This is a genomic window from Candidatus Scalindua japonica, assembly GCF_002443295.1.
GTDB lineage: Bacteria > Planctomycetota > Brocadiia > Brocadiales > Scalinduaceae > Scalindua > Scalindua japonica.
The window spans coordinates 23,579-39,765 of the sequence record NZ_BAOS01000013.1; the positions used below are offsets into that span (position 1 = coordinate 23,579).

General features: G+C 38.5%; 18 protein-coding genes. 6 read left to right on the forward strand and 12 right to left on the reverse strand.

Translation table 11 applies throughout. The annotated features are described in order from the left end of the window. Position 1 precedes the first annotated feature (1 nt). Both SCALIN_RS07580 and SCALIN_RS07585 read left to right on the forward strand, forming a co-directional pair. Positions 2 to 1,612 carry a CTP synthase gene (locus SCALIN_RS07580; RefSeq protein WP_096893910.1) on the forward strand — a complete coding sequence of 537 codons (1,611 nt, stop codon included), beginning with the start codon at positions 2 to 4 and terminating at the stop codon, positions 1,610 to 1,612. Between the two features lie 33 nt (positions 1,613 to 1,645). Then, the gene (locus SCALIN_RS07585) at positions 1,646 to 1,990 is read left to right on the forward strand and encodes a DUF1844 domain-containing protein (RefSeq protein ID WP_096893911.1); all 345 of its coding nucleotides are present in this window, start codon (positions 1,646 to 1,648) and stop codon (positions 1,988 to 1,990) included. Between the two features lie 4 nt (positions 1,991 to 1,994). Here SCALIN_RS07585 and SCALIN_RS07590 read toward each other — a convergent pair whose 3' ends face one another. Both SCALIN_RS07590 and SCALIN_RS07595 read right to left on the reverse strand, forming a co-directional pair. After that, positions 1,995 to 2,189 (reverse strand): hypothetical protein, encoded by a 195-nt coding sequence (locus SCALIN_RS07590; RefSeq protein WP_096893912.1) that lies wholly within the window; start codon positions 2,187 to 2,189, stop codon positions 1,995 to 1,997. Beyond that, the gene (locus tag SCALIN_RS07595; protein WP_096893913.1) at positions 2,179 to 2,421 is read right to left on the reverse strand and encodes a hypothetical protein; all 243 of its coding nucleotides are present in this window, start codon (positions 2,419 to 2,421) and stop codon (positions 2,179 to 2,181) included. The genes SCALIN_RS07590 and SCALIN_RS07595 overlap by 11 nt, the downstream gene beginning before the upstream one ends. A gap of 93 nt (positions 2,422 to 2,514) precedes the next feature. Here SCALIN_RS07595 and SCALIN_RS07600 point away from each other — a divergent pair, with 93 nt between their 5' ends. Continuing rightward, complete coding sequence (locus SCALIN_RS07600) at positions 2,515 to 4,053, forward strand: permease family protein (RefSeq protein WP_096893914.1); 1,539 nt, start codon at positions 2,515 to 2,517, stop codon at positions 4,051 to 4,053. Here the strand turns inward: SCALIN_RS07600 and SCALIN_RS07605 are convergent, their stop codons facing one another. From SCALIN_RS07605 to eno, 6 genes are all read right to left on the reverse strand, one after another. Next, the gene (locus tag SCALIN_RS07605) at positions 4,054 to 4,281 is read right to left on the reverse strand and encodes an OmpA family protein (protein WP_203415397.1); all 228 of its coding nucleotides are present in this window, start codon (positions 4,279 to 4,281) and stop codon (positions 4,054 to 4,056) included. It lies immediately after the preceding gene. After that, positions 4,278 to 5,042 (reverse strand): thrombospondin type 3 repeat-containing protein, encoded by a 765-nt coding sequence (locus tag SCALIN_RS22640; RefSeq protein ID WP_096893915.1) that lies wholly within the window; start codon positions 5,040 to 5,042, stop codon positions 4,278 to 4,280. Before SCALIN_RS22640 ends, SCALIN_RS07605 begins: the two co-directional genes overlap by 4 nt. Before the next feature lie 99 nt (positions 5,043 to 5,141). Beyond that, positions 5,142 to 5,732: a vWA domain-containing protein gene (locus tag SCALIN_RS07615; RefSeq protein WP_096893916.1), complete on the reverse strand. Its 591-nt coding sequence runs from the start codon at positions 5,730 to 5,732 to the stop codon at positions 5,142 to 5,144. A 235-nt stretch (positions 5,733 to 5,967) separates the two neighbouring features. Beyond that, positions 5,968 to 7,224, reverse strand: a complete 1,257-nt coding sequence (locus SCALIN_RS07620; RefSeq protein ID WP_096893917.1) for a glutamate-5-semialdehyde dehydrogenase — start codon at positions 7,222 to 7,224, stop codon at positions 5,968 to 5,970. Continuing rightward, on the reverse strand, positions 7,214 to 7,645 hold the full coding sequence (locus SCALIN_RS07625) for an FtsB family cell division protein (RefSeq protein WP_096893918.1): 432 nt from the start codon (positions 7,643 to 7,645) through the stop codon (positions 7,214 to 7,216). Before SCALIN_RS07625 ends, SCALIN_RS07620 begins: the two co-directional genes overlap by 11 nt. Before the next feature lie 235 nt (positions 7,646 to 7,880). Further along, positions 7,881 to 9,161 (reverse strand): phosphopyruvate hydratase, encoded by a 1,281-nt coding sequence (gene eno, locus SCALIN_RS07630; protein WP_096893919.1) that lies wholly within the window; start codon positions 9,159 to 9,161, stop codon positions 7,881 to 7,883. A 500-nt stretch (positions 9,162 to 9,661) separates the two neighbouring features. Between eno and csrA the strand changes: the two genes are divergently transcribed. Beyond that, positions 9,662 to 9,871, forward strand: a complete 210-nt coding sequence (gene csrA, locus SCALIN_RS07635; RefSeq protein WP_096893920.1) for a carbon storage regulator CsrA — start codon at positions 9,662 to 9,664, stop codon at positions 9,869 to 9,871. A gap of 53 nt (positions 9,872 to 9,924) precedes the next feature. Here the strand turns inward: csrA and SCALIN_RS07640 are convergent, their stop codons facing one another. Together SCALIN_RS07640 and SCALIN_RS07645 are read right to left on the reverse strand one after the other, a co-directional pair. Then, positions 9,925 to 11,115, reverse strand: coding sequence for a DUF362 domain-containing protein (locus SCALIN_RS07640; RefSeq protein WP_096893921.1), 1,191 nt, complete (start codon positions 11,113 to 11,115; stop codon positions 9,925 to 9,927). Positions 11,116 to 11,237: 122 nt separating this feature from the next. Then, the gene (locus SCALIN_RS07645) at positions 11,238 to 11,741 is read right to left on the reverse strand and encodes a nitroreductase family protein (protein WP_096893922.1); all 504 of its coding nucleotides are present in this window, start codon (positions 11,739 to 11,741) and stop codon (positions 11,238 to 11,240) included. Between the two features lie 285 nt (positions 11,742 to 12,026). Here SCALIN_RS07645 and ispH point away from each other — a divergent pair, with 285 nt between their 5' ends. Next, positions 12,027 to 13,772 (forward strand): 4-hydroxy-3-methylbut-2-enyl diphosphate reductase, encoded by a 1,746-nt coding sequence (ispH, locus tag SCALIN_RS07655; protein ID WP_096893924.1) that lies wholly within the window; start codon positions 12,027 to 12,029, stop codon positions 13,770 to 13,772. A gap of 41 nt (positions 13,773 to 13,813) precedes the next feature. Further along, complete coding sequence (locus SCALIN_RS07660; RefSeq protein ID WP_162532209.1) at positions 13,814 to 14,488, forward strand: DUF502 domain-containing protein; 675 nt, start codon at positions 13,814 to 13,816, stop codon at positions 14,486 to 14,488. Positions 14,489 to 14,508: 20 nt separating this feature from the next. Here the strand turns inward: SCALIN_RS07660 and glgC are convergent, their stop codons facing one another. Both glgC and SCALIN_RS07670 read right to left on the reverse strand, forming a co-directional pair. Continuing rightward, positions 14,509 to 15,732 (reverse strand): glucose-1-phosphate adenylyltransferase, encoded by a 1,224-nt coding sequence (gene glgC / locus SCALIN_RS07665; protein WP_096893926.1) that lies wholly within the window; start codon positions 15,730 to 15,732, stop codon positions 14,509 to 14,511. 78 nt (positions 15,733 to 15,810) lie between these two features. Further along, on the reverse strand, positions 15,811 to 16,179 hold the full coding sequence (locus SCALIN_RS07670; protein ID WP_096893927.1) for a response regulator: 369 nt from the start codon (positions 16,177 to 16,179) through the stop codon (positions 15,811 to 15,813). Between the last annotated feature and the right edge of the window lie 8 nt (positions 16,180 to 16,187).

Below are 16,187 nucleotides of genomic sequence, written 5' to 3' on the forward strand. Positions count from 1 at the left end.
TATGACAAAGCATATATTTGTTACAGGTGGTGTTGTTTCCTCTCTTGGGAAAGGCTTAAATGCCGCGTCGATTGGCATGCTTTTAGAAAGTCATGGCCACAATATCAGTTTGCAAAAATTTGACCCCTATGTAAATGTAGACCCTGGTACGATGGGCCCCTTTGAGCATGGAGAGATTTATGTTACCGAAGACGGGGCAGAAACCGATCTTGATCTGGGCCATTATGAACGATTTACAAATGCAGTAACAAATAGGGATTGTAATTGTACTACAGGTTCAATTTATTACTCAGTGATAACAAAGGAACGTCAGGGAAAGTATCTGGGAAAAACCGTACAGGTAATTCCACACATAACGAATGAGATAAAAAATTGTATCAGTAAGCTGGCGACAACCGACACGGATATAGTAATCTCTGAGATAGGAGGTATTGTAGGGGATATTGAGAGTCAACCATTTGTAGAAGCAATTAGACAATTCGGTCGTGAAATAGGCAGAGAAAATGTTCTGTATATACACCTGACGTTGATACCTTATCTGCGTGCGGCAGATGAGATAAAGACAAAACCAACACAGCATAGCGTTGGCATGTTGCGACAAGCTGGAATTGAACCGGACATTCTGATATGCAGGACCGAAAAAGCTCTTTCCGATGAAATAAAAGAAAAACTTTCTCTTTTCTGTAATGTAGACAAAGAATCAATTATTGAGGAGCAAGATGTAAAACCATATCTCTATGAAATACCTCTGCTCCTCGTTAGAGAAGGGCTTGACAAAATAATATTAAAGAAACTCCATTTACATTCAAACGGAGACCACCTTGACAGATGGCTTAATATGTTGAATATACTGAAGAATGCACAGACTACTATTGAAATAGCTCTCGTTGGTAAGTATATCGCACATCAATCTGCTTACGAATCTATTTATGAGGCATTAACACACGGAGGTATCAGCAATGCGGTAAGGGTAAAAGTGAGAAGAATAGAATCCGGAGACATTGAAAAGGAAGGTGCTGAAAAACATATTCAAGGATGTAACGGAATTTTAATACCGGGTGGATTTGGAGAAAGGGGAATTGAGGGAAAAATAGAAGCGGTAAGATATGCGAGAGAAAATAAAATACCATATTTTGGGTTATGTTTAGGTATGCACTGTGCGTCTATAGAGTTTGCACGAAACGTTTGCGGCTTGAAGGATGCGAACAGTACAGAAGTCAATGCCAACACACCGGAACCAGTCATATGCCTATTAGAAGAGCAGAAAAATATTGAAAAAATGGGAGGTACCATGAGATTGGGCGCACAAAAGTGTAAACTTGAGCCAGACACCATTGCCCAAAAATGTTACGGTCAGGAAATTATTTCAGAAAGACACAGGCACAGGTATGAATTCAACAATAAATATAGAGATATTTTTGAAACTAAAGGAATGGTTTGCAGTGGTCGTACTATAGACAACGAATTGGTAGAGATAATAGAACTGAAAGACCATCCATGGTTTGTAGCCGTACAATTTCACCCTGAATTTAAATCTAAACCAACAAATCCTCACCCACTATTTAGCGAATTTATTAAAGCTTCGATAGATAATGGAAATAACAAATTTTAAAAAAACTTAAAATAATTAAATGGAGACAGAATAATGGATGATGACGGAAAATTGAAACAGTCGGGTTCCGATATAGATAATGAAGTATACGATACAGAACAATCAACAACTACAGAAAAAAACTTACCGAAAATCCCTGAGGCGAGTTTTTCCCTATTTATATCAAGCCTTGTTACTCAAGCATTAATAAGCATGGGAGAAGTGGACAATCCTTTTAGTAAAACAAAAAACCAGAATCTTGATCAGGCGAAGTTTACGATTGATACATTACAGATAATTAAAGACAAGACTTGCGGAAACCTTGCTGATGAAGAAGAAAAGTTGTTGGATACAGCTCTCTATGATTTAAGAATGAGGTATGTTGAAAAGTCCAAGTAATTTATTATTCCTGGATTAATTCAATAAGGCGTTTTGCCAGCTCTATATGACCCTTTTCTTCATTTCTTATCGATTGCAGAATATTGATTGCAGTTTCGTCTTCCAGTTTCTCAATACAGTCGTCATATACTGTTTTGGCATCTTTTTCAAATTGTAAAATTCTCTCGAAAATATCAAAGAGTGCTTCTCTAGAATACACTTTTATCACTCTCCTGGACATGTTGTATTAAATTCTCTACCATGGTCTTATGTCTTTGACAATCGCCGCTTAATTTATTCGTTATGTCACTTAACATCTCTCTTTTATCATCATCCAACCATTTGTAATATTTAAGTGAGTTAGCCGTATAAGTGTAAAAATGCTGAGCAATATCATCCTCGGTATCCAGAATATTATTTAAAATTTCTATAAATTGTTTCTTTTTAATCATAAGACAACTATAAACATTTGAAATAAGTACCTTTGTTAAATAAAATAGACTATAACAAACTGCCTTAATATAAAGCAAGCTTAAAAAAGCCCTATGACTTATCCATTTTTTGCCAGAAAAGATATAGACGGATTTTTTGGTCTCGCCATTGACAATCTTGTACAACTTATACTCATAGTAAGTCTCTGCAAGATGTTATGTGGTATGCCGGATGAACTCATCTTTGGAGTAATACTCCCCGGTGCTGCTATTTCAATATTATCAGGAAACTTTTATTATTCGTGGCAGGCCAGAAGACTGGCAATCAGTTTACAGAGGGATGATGTAACTGCATTACCTTACGGGATCAATACGGTCAGTCTTTTTGCCTTTATCTTTTTTATTATGGCTCCGGTTTATGATGACACCAGAGACCCATACATGGCGTGGAAGATTGGTATGATTGCCTGTTTCCTGAGCGGAATAGTAGAGATGCTGGGGGCACTGATCGGAAGTTGGTTGAGACGCGTTACACCAAGGGCTGCTCTCCTCTCTACACTGGCAGGAATTGCTATTACCTTTATCTCAATGGATTTTGCATTTAAGATATTTGATAAACCGATAATAGCCTTATTTCCACTTGCGTTCATACTTGTCCAGTATTTTTCGAAAGTAAGATTCCCTCTGGGTCTACCGGGAGGACTGATTGCTATTGGGATTGGTACAGGATTGGCGTGGATAATGGGTTATATGGATAATACAAGTATTGTGAACAAAGATGATTTTTTCCACTTTACACCACCTCTTTTTTGTGGTGGAAGCATGATAAACCTGATTCAAAGCAAATACTTACTGCAATATATTTCTATTATTATTCCGATGGGAGTCTTTAATGTAGTAGGATCTTTACAAAACCTTGAAAGCGCGGAAGCAGCAGGAGACAAATACGATACATTTCCATCTCTCCTGACCAATGGGATTGGTTCTGTTATTGCCTCGCTATTTGGCAGTTGTTTTCCTACAACAATATATATTGGTCATCCAGGCTGGAAAGCTATTGGCGCCAGAACAGGATATTCTATCTTAAACGGCCTCTTCGTTACCATCATTTGCTTAAGCGGATTTATAACCGTTATTCTGAAAATAGTTCCCCTTGAAGCTGGTATAGGAATCCTGCTGTGGATTGGGGTCGTAATAGTCGCTCAGGCATTTCAAGAGACGCCAAAGCATCATGCCATGGCAGTTGCCATGGGGCTCTTCCCCGCTATTGCCGCATGGGGGTTATTAATGGTTGAAAGCACTCTTAGATCAGCAGAGACTACACTTTTCATGATCGGTAAGGATGCGTTTACCAATAATCTGGCAATTCACGGAATGATATCACTTGAAAGAGGATTTATATTTACATCTATGATACTGGCTTCCATCTCTGTCTTTCTAATCGAAAAAAACTTCTTAATGGCATGTATCTGGTCGCTGGGAGCAGCGTTCCTCTCCTTCGTAGGTGTTATACACGCATATGAACTCACACCCAAAGGCGTTGTCAGTGTATTCGGATGTGGAGCAGCAAGCGATTTTGCTATAGGCTATTGTTCGTTTGCCATATTGTTCATAGCCATGCATTTCTATATTCATGGTAATGAACAAAATTAATTACTTAATTGGTATTATCTCAGCCCTTCGGTTTAATGCACGCCCTTCCGGAGTATCATTATCCGCAATTGGCTGTGTATACCCAAGACCTATTGTCGTAATTCGAGACGGATCTATACCCTTACCAACCAGATAGTCCTTTATTGCCTGAGCCCTTTTGCTGGAAAGGTCCATATTGTATTTCATTGAACCGATATCGTCAGTATGCCCCTCGATTCTTACCTTCAACCCGAGATTTTTTTCAAAATATTTTCTATATTATCCAGGTTTGAATTAAACTGTTGTTTTACACCCCATTTTTTATAATCAAATTGCACCCCCTTGACCACCCAGCAACCTCTATCATCAACGATAGCACCTATCGGAGTATTTTTACATTCATCACTATTATCATTAACCCCATCTCCATCACTGTCTATCTGACTAACTTTCTGGCATCCATATTGATCTACCACTACACCACTTGGCGTGCCTGGGCACTTATCAAATTCATCATACACTCCATCCCTGTCACTATCTTTCCGAATAATTTCAGGACATCCAGATTTATTAACCACCATGCCAACCGGCGTACCGGGACATTTATCAAACTCATCATACACCCCATCTCTGTCGCTATCTTTACGAATAATTTCAGGACATCCAGATTTATTAACCACCATGCCAACCGGCGTACCGGGACATTTATCAAACTCATCATACACCCCATCTCTGTCACTATCTTTCCGAGTAATTTCAGGACATCCAGATTTATCAACCACTACCCCAACCGGCGTACCGGGGCATTTATCAAACTCATCAAACACCCCATCTCTGTCACTATCTGACCTTCTAACATTTCTGACTTTAGGACAACCATGCTTATCCACCTCAATTCCGGCAGAAGTACCTGGACAGTTATCAATACTATCAAAAACACCATCTCCATCACTATCTAAATTACGGCCTTCGCCAGTTGTAAGAAATACCTGTTTTACAATATCAATCATATCTTCTCTGGTTTCAGTACCATCAATAGATGCAGAAAAACCACATTTGATCTCACTGGCAAGTTCTTTCCATAAAAACCTTGCCCTCAGGGTTGTTTCCTACCCAAACCGTATAAAACATGTCCCTTTCCCATAACGGTTTTCCAAGGCCCTTGCCTTTCCACGAGGATCACCTTCCAGATTCATACCATCACTTATAAAAATTACAGCACTATCACCTTGAACAGACCCCAGGGCAGCACTGACAGCTTTAATAGCGCGTCCTGCAGGGCTGTTACCTTCAGCAGAAAAACTCAGGCTATTCAAGCTTTGTTCCAAGCCGGATCTGGAGTAAGTAGTCGGCCCATATACAATCTCTGTCTGCCTCTTCAACTGATTGATTCCACGACCAAATGTCATGAGAGACCCGTTGATATCCATTTCAGGCATAGTATTATTCATACGCTTTAGAAAGTCTATAGCTACTTTAAACTTTGGAACTTCTCCTTCGTTGTTATACGGCATACTCATAGATGTTGAAGCATCAAGTATGATAAAAAAGTTGTCAATTTTCGGTACATATTCCCCCATTTGAAACGCTTCATCAAGATTATCACGGCGTGTTAAAAAATTTGGCTGAAATTGAAAACAACCTGTCAGTAACGAAACTAAAACTGTTAAAGAAAAGACAAATAAACGTTTTCTATTCATAATTAACCTCAAAAAAATAATCCCTGACACTTCCGGATATTCAGATAAAGATAAAATATAAAGGGTGATTAATTATTGTGGCTTTTCCTTTATGTTAAAAAGTGTACCATCGAACATGTTTTAGAGGAACAAGCCAAAAGATTAAAGTGAAAGATAACTCATGCAATGTGAAAAATCAAGTTTAAAGAGAAACAACTGATGTTTCATACAAGCACAAGTATGTTTTACAGGTCTTTTACTTACGAATCTGGCCTGTACCGTGGATAATATATTTGTATGATGTGAGTTCTTTCAGACCCATTGGGCCACGGGCGTGAAGTTTATCTGTACTGATGCCAATCTCTGCACCCATTCCGAATTCAAAGCCATCAGTAAAGCGTGTAGAGGCGTTAACATATACCGCTGCGGAGTCTACCTCATCGACAAATTTCTTAGCATTGGTTTTGTCTTCCGTTATTATGACATCAGAATGTGAAGACCCGTAGGCAGAAATATGTTCGATTGCATCATCGATAGAAGAGACAACTTTTATGGAAAGTATCTTTTCTAAGTACTCTGTTGACCAATCTTCATCAATAGCCAGTTGTATTCCAGGTACAATCTTACAACTCTTTTCACATCCCCGCAACTCTACAGCGGCATCTGACATACCTTTACAAACATCAGGAAGAAATGTCCCGGCTAATTTCTCGTGTACCAGCATAGTCTCCATAGCATTACAGGTACCCGGCCTCTGGAGCTTTGAGTTCAAACAGATTTCTCTTGCCATGTCCGGATCAGCGAACTCATCCACGTAAACATGACACACGCCTTTATAATGTTTTATAACCGGAATGGTAGAATTTTCAACAACGTTTCGTATCAGGCCCTCACCCCCTCGTGGAATGACAAGATCCGCAAATTCATCTGCCTTTAGAAGATACCCGACAGCATCCCGATCAACAGTTTCAATGACTTGAATAGCATTTTTATCCAGACCAACCTTTTCCAGGGCAGAGCTTATTTGCCTGTATATGGCAATATTCGAATGTATTGACTCCTTACCGCCACGAAGTATTGTTGCGTTTCCTGTCTTTAAACAAAGTGACGCTGCATCTGCTGTAACATTTGGCCGGGATTCATAAATAATGATAATAACACCGATGGGAACTCTGATCTTTTGAATCTCAAGGCCATTCGGGCGTACAACCTTTTCTATTATTTCACTAACAGGATCAGAGAGATTTATCACCTCTTTTATACCTTCAGCCATAGCTTCTATACGCAGCTCAGTCAGTTTCAATCTGTCTATCATAGCAGAAGTCAAACCATTTTCCTCCGCCGCCCTTAAGTCTTTTTCATTCTCGGCCATCAATATCTCTTTATTGTCAATGAGATTGAGCGCCATCTGCTCCAATGCGGCATTTTTTATAGAAGTATCAGCAATTGCTGTCTTTCGTGAGGCAGCCTTTGCATCTCTAACAATTTTATCTATATAAGCTTTAACGTTCATATTTATAAGAAAACAGTAAAAAAAGTGTGGCTATCACTATCATACCTAAAGGTACTTGCCACGGAAACGGTCCGTCAAATAAAAATGCTTCCAAACCACGAGTTTCAGTTGACCTCTCAGCATTGTCATTATCAGGATCTGAAATATTAAATTTATATTTTTTATACGTCACTTCCCCTTCTCTAGTATATCCATATTTATCCCTGGCTTCTCTCTCGACCTGTACAGGATCATCAACAAGTGCCTTATTTTCCTTTTTAAGCCTGTCGTTTTTTTCTCTTAAATACTCGACCTTTTGTGTAAGAATTTTTTGCGTTGTTTCAAGTTCCCTCCTCTCCTCTCTTTTCTGTGTGATGATAACAGAAAAAACAATTATTATTGAGGTTACTATAGAAAAGGTTAGAAGGAAGCGCTTTAGCATGTATTGGGGTTACTAAAGATTATTGCTAAAAAAATAGTTTTACTTTCAGTTTAGTTTCTTACTATAGAATAATTACCCGGTCTTTTTATCTGGGCGACCATCTTCACACACCCCGAATTTTTGAGATCTAAGGCCCGTTCATGAGTTTTTAATAACCTTAATGCCCATCTCTTCTCACTTTTGCGAATACCAACCATACTGTAAAAAGAATCCACAACGTAAGTCTCACATCAATCTACTTTTTCTTTAATAAAGATGCACCATAAACTGCCTTGTCCCCAAGCTCTTCCTCTATCCTCAACAATTGATTATACTTGCATATGCGGTCTGTTCTTGAAAGCGACCCCGCCTTGATTTGCCCGGCATTGGTTGCCACTGCAACATCAGAAATAATAGTATCTTCCGTTTCTCCGGAACGATGTGATATGACCGTGGTGAAACCATTTGATTTTGCCATTTCTATCGTCTGCATAGTTTCTGTCAGTGTGCCTATCTGATTAAGTTTGATTAATATTGAATTGGTTATTCCCAAATCAATACCTTTCTTCAATCTATTTATGTTCGTCACAAATAGATCATCTCCAACGAGCTGCACTTTATTCCCAAGTTTTTCCGTTAACGCCTTCCAACCATCCCAATCATCCTCTGCAAGACCATCTTCTATCGAATAAATGGGGTAGTTAGAGATCAGGTCTTCATAGAACGAAATCATACCTTCAATAGATTTCTCAGGATCAGCCTCAGCCTTTAACACATATTTTCCATCTTTATAAACTTCATTAGCGGCTGTATCCAGCGCCAGTAATACGTCCTTACCTGGCCCATAGCCGGCATTATTTATAGCTTCCATTATAGTCTCCAGGGCCTCCTCGTTACATTTCAGCTCCGGAGCAAATCCGCCTTCATCACCTACATTTGTATTATACCCCTTGTCGCTGAGTATCTTTTTTAAACTGTGAAAGACTTCTGCTCCAATTCTTAAGGCGTCCTTAAAGCAGCCAGCCCCTACCGGCATGATCATAAATTCCTGTATATCAAGGTTATTATCAGCATGCTCTCCACCATTAATAATATTCATCATTGGCACAGGCATAATGAAGTCATCTCTGTTTTCAATATAACTATACAACGGTTTATTTAGCATACTTGAAGCCGCTCTTGCGACAGCAATAGAGACACCCAGAATGGCATTAGCGCCCAGGTTGCTCTTATTTTCCGTACCATCAAGTTCTATCATAAATTTATCAATTCTTTCCTGTTCGGAAGGGTCCATACCCTTTATCTTCGGACCTATTACTTCTATAACATTATTAATGGCATTGGTAACACCCTTTCCCATATATCGCCCTGGATCGCCATCTCTCAGCTCACAGGCTTCGTGACGCCCTGTAGAAGCTCCTGAAGGAACAGCCGCACGACCAATGGTACCATCATCCAATACTATATCCACTTCAACTGTAGGATTACCCCTGGAATCGAGTATTTCCCTAGCAGCAGTTTTTTCTATCTTTGCCATAGCTAATCTCCTGTAAGTTAATATGAGAGTTTAATCCTGGTTTATAACAAATATGAACAAAACCTGTCAATTACAAATAAATACTTTACAAACAGTTTTGTCAACAATATGTAGTACCCGTTTCCCGGTCTGAATGACCCGTCTGAATCGCATAGCCTGGCGGGCAAGTCTGGCTGGTCAAACGGGCTTATATATGAAGACCGTTTGAAAATCTTGCCCTACATCAAGAACCAGACTAACTACAATCGCACAAATCATGTTCTGGATATATTAAAAGAAAGAGATTCAAGCCCTCTGCACTTCTGATCCGTGGAAGAGTATGTTTTCTTATGATTATTGCAAATTTACCAAACTTTCAAAAATGCAATGTAAATCATCTTGACTTAATAGACAAAACTTATAAACTACTGTACTGTAGCGTTTAAAAAATGGGTAGTAACAGAAATATATTTCAGGCTTGATTTACAAAATTTTATTATATAAGATCAGGGATGTGAACCATGCTCATACTAACCAGAAGATTAGGCGAAAGCATCTTAATTGAAAATAATATCAAGATAACCGTTATAGATATTAATAAACAGCAGATAAAATTAGGGATTGATGCGCCAAAGCACATCACTATCAACAGGGAAGAAGTCGCCAAAAAAGTCAAAGATGAAAACAAATTATCATCTGCATCAACGACAATTAATATTCCAAAAAAGTAGTTTTAAAATTTAGCGCACAAACATATCCTGAAAATTAGAAGGTAATCTTGTATCTACTGCAGTCTCTCTACACCTAAAAACACTGCCATTTTCAAAAAAGCCCTGCCAAGAAATGATCGCTTCATCTCAATCGCCTTGTAATTGCAGACCTCATCACAGCAAAAACAGCCAATACATTTATCTTCATCTACTATTACTTTACCTTCAGGCGCTGACATTGCTTTCGCCGGACAGTTTCTAATACACTCATAACATCTTGTACAATTTGGTTCATATACTGTAGAGACGCATGAGCAGCTATTATCAAACATTTTTGCAAGCAGAAAATCAGGAATATAGTTGGATGCAAAATCCTGTGCGGAACTGGACGGTTTTTTAAAATCATCAACTTTAACCTTGCTTATTTCCTCACCTGAAACATCTATCTCGTTCAAATCTGCAGTACCAAGCTTTCTGTCATGCGCGTACTTGATTATAGGCACTTTTACAGGATCAAAGCCAACTACCGTGCTAGCCACGGCATCCAATGCGACACCATCATAACCGGCAATTATTAACCCTACCTTTCTCGGATCTCCTGCATTAGGTCCGTTGCCCTCCATCCCGATTACCGCATCCATAATCGTGATATGTGGTTGGACCATCTCAAAAACATCAACCAATGCCTGGGCCATTGATCTATTTTTTGGCGCCAGAAGATGTACATTTTTTTTTCCGTTAGCAGGTATAGAACCAAACATATTCTTGATAGCGCCTGTGTATCTTGTAAGGCCGTGTGTTTTCAGTTTAGGGACATTCACTACAACATCTACGGATTTGACTGTCTTTGCAATCTTAAAATCTTTTAAGATCACAGCATTTTTATTTGTTATGTTAATAGCATCATCCTTATCAAAGTTTACGATAACAGCGCCAGTCTCTTCTGCAATCTTGTCTATCTGCGTAACTCTAAAAGCCTTATCTGTAGAACCGGTCCTTAGGCTGCCACAAGAATCTCCAATATATACCTTACACCCATAATCTCCCATAAATATATCAACAAGCGCCCTGATAACCGCAGGATGTGTATTAACCGCCCTCTCCGGCCCTAAAGAGGCAGACAGGAGGTTTGCTTTAAGCAGCACCTTCATTCCAGGTTTTACAATGGTTTCAATATTATCTATTAAATTTAAACATCTTTTCACCGCCGTGCTTACTTCTTCCAATTCATAATTATCACAACGTGAAATTGCGACTGTTGTCATCTTTTAATACCTTTAAAAGTTATTAATGTTTAATAATAAATGCCAGTAGTGTCCGGATGGTTTGTACATTTCTCCACTGAAGTGTATAGCATTATCAGGAATGAATAACAGCAACACATCAACTAAATTTCTCTTACCATTTCATCTAGTGGTTTTCGAAAAGTTGGTTCCGGAATGACCTTCGGGTAACCCAGGGGGGTTAAGATCAAGGGTTCTAAATTATCAGGTATGCTTAATACATCTTTTACCACATCAGGTTTAAAGGCGGCTATCCAACAGGTGCCAAGGCCTTCTGCATGAGCAGCAAGTATCAAATGATCCATTGCTATCGCCACATCAACATCAACGTAAACCTTGCCATCATTTCGTTTCCATGCAGTGCCCGGAGAAGCACACGCACAGATAATTACCGGTGCTGTAAAAAACCACTCCTGTGAGTAAGCATCTATTAATTTGTTTTTAACCTCTTCAGCTTTGACTACGACAAGTGAGAATGGCTGTCTGTTGGCAGCAGTTGGTGCAAGCCGAGCGGCATTAAGAATTCTCTTCAGTTTATCGTCTTCCACCGGACCCTCTTTATATGCCCTTATGCTTCTTCTTGTCTTTATGGTTTCATAGAAGTCCATTGAACATTCCTTTTATTATTTGGTTAATTTCACGGAAACGTCAGCTTTGCTATTCATCATTGTATACATGATCACCTCCGTTCTCACCGTTACAAGTTCCTTTTTCTCTGAGAAACAGGTAATTTTATCAAATCTGAATTTCTTTGACAAGAAAATTGCATATTGATAGAATCGCTCTTCATAGTATTTCAGCAAAGAAATACGTGCGAAAATCTGCCGTATCATACAGTTCAGTACGAACCGGCAGAAAATTCCACATTTCATTTTATACAAAAAAAGACAAACATGCGAGTTATAGTAGCAAAAACAGCAGGATTTTGTATGGGTGTACGTAAGGCAATGGACAGAGTATTGGATGCCTCTAATGAAAAGGGAGGCGATGATGGCTCCGTCTATACGGAAGGGCCATTGATACATAATCCCCAGGTACTTGAAAAACTGGAGGAGAAAGGTATCAAAGCGCTTAACGAAAATACGGATTTATCAAAAAGTACTGTAGTTATCAGGGCCCATGGTATAACGCCCAGGAGAAGAGAGGAACTTGAAGCATCAGGCGCCAAGATCTGTGATGCAACCTGCCCTCGCGTACAACGGGTGCAATCAATCATTGAGGAGAATACGAAGCTGGGATATTCCACTATTATCGTGGGTGATGAAGGGCATGCCGAAGTGGTGGGGTTACTTGGATATGCTGATGGAAACGGTTATGTTATCTCTTCTATTGAGGAAATTTCAGACCTGCCTGATTTAGAAAAAATTTGTATCGTTGCCCAGACTACTCAGGACATGAATACTTTTGCATTAATAGCGGAAAAGTTGAAACTTAGATACGGAAATAACAAAGTATTTGACACAATATGCAGCTCTACATCAAAACGCCAGGAAGAGGTAATCAACCTGAGCGAAGAAGTTGACGCAATGATTGTAGTTGGTGGAAGAGGTAGCGCAAATACAAATAGGTTGGTCCAAATTTCTGAAAATAAAGGCACACCTACATTCCTTGTTGAGACTGAAAATGAATTGAATTTCAAGAAGCTTGAAAATTATGGAGTTATTGGCGTTACAGCCGGCGCTTCAACACCTAACTGGCTACTCCAGAGAGTTGTTGATAAAGTACAGAATTATCAAGGCAAAAAAAACAGAAAAATACAATCAGTCAAGGAAAAAGCAATTACAATCTTAGTCGGCAGTTTCATGTATATCGGAATTGGAGCAACAAGTATCAGTTACTCAAGCTCCGTGCTGCTTGGTATAAACCCCAAGGTTAAATGCTGTACAATTGCAACTCTGTTTTTGTTTTCAATGTATGTTTTAAACTATTTTACTAACAAAGAGGCAGCCGCCCTGAGTGAGCCATCCAGATTCAAATTATACGAGAAATATCAAAGCATTTTCATGGTCCTCGGATTTATCGCAGCCATTTTATCTTTAGCTCTGGCATTTACGGTTAACATAGAGGCGTTCTTCTGTATCTTTTTTCTATCTCTGTTTGGAATAGCGTACAGAGCTTCTATAATTCCCAATAAGCTTTCCAGCATTTTCAGATACCGAAGCCTGGCACAGATTCCCGGTTCGAAAGAAATGTTTATAAGCATAGCATGGGCTGTGAGTACCGGTTTAATTCCTTTTCTGGAATCACCAGTTTCATCTGTGTCATCACTACCTGTTGTATTAGCATTTGTTTTCAGTATGGTTTTTATGAGAACAGTATTGCTTGATGTTAAGGACGTTCAAGGTGACAGAATAATTGGTAAGGAAACAATACCAATTGCAATAGGCAAGAATAAAACTAAGGCAATTTTAGTCATTTTATCAATATTGCTTACTATACTATTAATTATCAGCCCAATGATTGGTTGGACTTCAGAATTTTCCTATTACCTCATACCATGTGTTGCGTATGCATGTGGATATTTGTATCTCTATCACAAGCGCATTGTAACCAGTGGGCTAGCCTGTGAAATTATTACCGATTTTAATTTTATCCTTGCGGGTATAATGGTAGTAATCTGGCGCCTTGTTGTAATTTAATTGATTAGACTATTAAAGGCTATATATTTATGACATCAAAAATGAAGTCAGGAAAACTTTACTCTGTCGGCTTTAAGAAAAACACCAGAAGGAAAATGATTGCAGGACTTCTTGTTGTTTTTCCTGTTTTTATTACATTTTATGTAATAAAGTTTTTATTTACCATGATCGGTGGAATCCTGTCCCCGGTAGTAGTGAAAGCTATCGGTGTTTTTGGATTCTCTCCAAATAGTAAAATTGATGAGTTTATAATTATGTCAGTCGCGTTCGTACTCACATTTGTTTCACTTTATTTTATTGGTGTGGTAGCAACAAACTTTCTCGGAAAATTTATAATAAACTTTTTTGAAGCGATATTGAATAATGTACCCATTATTAAAAATGTATATACTTCATCAAAAAAACTGATCGAAATTATAAGCCTGCCAACAACAAAATCTTTTAAACGTGTAGTTATAGTTGAATATCCAAGGGTTGGAATGAAGGCATTTGCATTTGTTACCGGCAACTTGAAGACACAGGATGGATCAGAATTATCCAGTATATTTGTCCCAACAACACCAAACCCGACTTCGGGCTTTTTGATTTATCTTCCTGAACAAGATATAGAAGAAACTGACCTGAGCATTGAAGAGGGGATGAAATTGATTGTTTCGGGAGGGATATTAGTACCGAATCGAATGGAGACAAATACAGACAGACATACAAAGAAGTGAAGTATAACATCTGATACAGGCTAAATGAGAGGCATTTCTTTGCGCACAACCACTATACCACTTTCAGTTACCGTAAAACTGTTAGAATCATTCTCTTTATCATAACCAATGCTCATATAGTCAGGTATGTCTACAGACTTATCAATTATGGCTTTTCGTATCTTAACATGCTGCCCTATCCTGACACTCTCCATTATAATTGAATCGTAAATTTCAGAATTGGAACCGACTCTGATATCAGGGGACAAAACACATCCTTCCACCTTTGCACCGCTTATTATGCATCCTCCGGAAACAATAGAATTTAGAATCATATTTTTAGGTTCATTTGGTAAATCTTTCTGATATACTGTTTTGACTGGTGGGTATTGTGCCTTATAAGTGCGAATTGGCCAATTTTTATCATAAATATTAAATTCCGGTGATACCTGAACAAGGTCCATATTCGCCTTCCAGTAAGCGTCCAAGGTACCGATATCACGCCAGTAGCTTAAGCCACTGTTATTTTCGTCTGTAAATGGATATGCGTATACCCTTTTAGAATGTATCATTTCAGGTATAATGTTCTTCCCGAAATCATGATTTGTGTTTTGTTTGGCATCACCTATTATCGCTTTAACCAGGGTTCTGGTATTAAATAAATAAATTCCCATAGAAGCAAATGTGACCTCCGGATTGTTTGGCGAAGGAATTGGTACTGAAGGTTTTTCATGAAATCCAACGATCCGGTTCTCTTCATTTGTCTGTATTATACCAAATCTTTTCCCTTCATCCAGAGGGACATCCATGCATGCTATAGTAAGATCTGCTCTCTTTTCATGGTGGAAGCGTACCATATTTCTGTAATCCATTTTGTAAATATGATCACCGGAAAGTATCAAAACCAATTCCGGTTGCTCCTTTTCAAGTGTATATATGTTCTGGTAGACAGCGTCTGCAGTACCCTGATACCATTGATCACTGATCCTTTGTTGAGGAGGTATCTGTTCTATATATTCATCTAATTCATTATTAAAAATATTCCACCCAAGCCGCAAGTGCCTATCCAGTGAGAAGGATTTGTATTGTGTCAGAACTACTATTTTGCGCAATCCTGAATTGAGACAATTACTTAATGTAAAGTCTATTATTCTGTAAATACCTCCAAAAGGCACAGCCGGTTTTGCTCTGTCTTTTGTCAGTGGATAAAGCCTCTCCCCCTGTCCTCCTGCCAGAATAATAGTAAGCACATTATTTAAAGACATATTTTCACTCTTAAAAGTAATTAATTTGAAATAACTGATATTAAAGTTCGATACACCAGGAGCATCTGTTTATTATTTTCAAGAACCCTTTGCTTTCTTTGCCAAAACTTCTTTAACAGTTTTCTTTAGTTCTAAAAGATCTGAGGACTTAACTATATAAGCATCTGCAGCCCATGACATGAAATTATCTTTATAATTACTATAAGCAGTATTAATGACAACTGGAATTTCTCGATTTTTACTTAGGATCTTCCCCATTGTCTCAATGCCATCCATCTTAGGCATGTTAATATCCATTATAATAATATCAGGCTGCTGCTCATGAACTTTCTCCATAGCTTCTTTACCATCAGAGGCGGTTACAACTTCATAACCTTCCAACATTAATTCCTGTTCATAAAGTAAGCGTTGGTTCTTATCATCTTCTACAACCAGGATAGTTGTCATCGTTATGA

Excerpts from the sequence above, each read along its gene's own strand:
- SCALIN_RS07580 (WP_096893910.1), top strand. The coding sequence starts at position 2 with ATGACAAAGCATATATTTGTTACAGGTGGTGTTGTTTCCTCTCTTGGG.
- SCALIN_RS07585 (WP_096893911.1), top strand. The coding sequence starts at position 1,646 with ATGGATGATGACGGAAAATTGAAACAGTCGGGTTCCGATATAGATAAT.
- SCALIN_RS07595 (WP_096893913.1), bottom strand. The coding sequence starts at position 2,421 with ATGATTAAAAAGAAACAATTTATAGAAATTTTAAATAATATTCTGGAT.
- SCALIN_RS07600 (WP_096893914.1), top strand. The coding sequence starts at position 2,515 with ATGACTTATCCATTTTTTGCCAGAAAAGATATAGACGGATTTTTTGGT.
- SCALIN_RS22640 (WP_096893915.1), bottom strand. The coding sequence starts at position 5,042 with ATGATTGATATTGTAAAACAGGTATTTCTTACAACTGGCGAAGGCCGT.
- SCALIN_RS07615 (WP_096893916.1), bottom strand. The coding sequence starts at position 5,732 with ATGAATAGAAAACGTTTATTTGTCTTTTCTTTAACAGTTTTAGTTTCG.
- SCALIN_RS07620 (WP_096893917.1), bottom strand. The coding sequence starts at position 7,224 with ATGAACGTTAAAGCTTATATAGATAAAATTGTTAGAGATGCAAAGGCT.
- SCALIN_RS07625 (WP_096893918.1), bottom strand. The coding sequence starts at position 7,645 with ATGCTAAAGCGCTTCCTTCTAACCTTTTCTATAGTAACCTCAATAATA.
- eno (WP_096893919.1), bottom strand. The coding sequence starts at position 9,161 with ATGGCAAAGATAGAAAAAACTGCTGCTAGGGAAATACTCGATTCCAGG.
- csrA (WP_096893920.1), top strand. The coding sequence starts at position 9,662 with ATGCTCATACTAACCAGAAGATTAGGCGAAAGCATCTTAATTGAAAAT.
- SCALIN_RS07640 (WP_096893921.1), bottom strand. The coding sequence starts at position 11,115 with ATGACAACAGTCGCAATTTCACGTTGTGATAATTATGAATTGGAAGAA.
- SCALIN_RS07645 (WP_096893922.1), bottom strand. The coding sequence starts at position 11,741 with ATGGACTTCTATGAAACCATAAAGACAAGAAGAAGCATAAGGGCATAT.
- ispH (WP_096893924.1), top strand. The coding sequence starts at position 12,027 with ATGCGAGTTATAGTAGCAAAAACAGCAGGATTTTGTATGGGTGTACGT.
- SCALIN_RS07660 (WP_162532209.1), top strand. The coding sequence starts at position 13,814 with ATGAAGTCAGGAAAACTTTACTCTGTCGGCTTTAAGAAAAACACCAGA.
- glgC (WP_096893926.1), bottom strand. The coding sequence starts at position 15,732 with ATGTCTTTAAATAATGTGCTTACTATTATTCTGGCAGGAGGACAGGGG.
- SCALIN_RS07670 (WP_096893927.1), bottom strand. The coding sequence starts at position 16,179 with ATGACAACTATCCTGGTTGTAGAAGATGATAAGAACCAACGCTTACTT.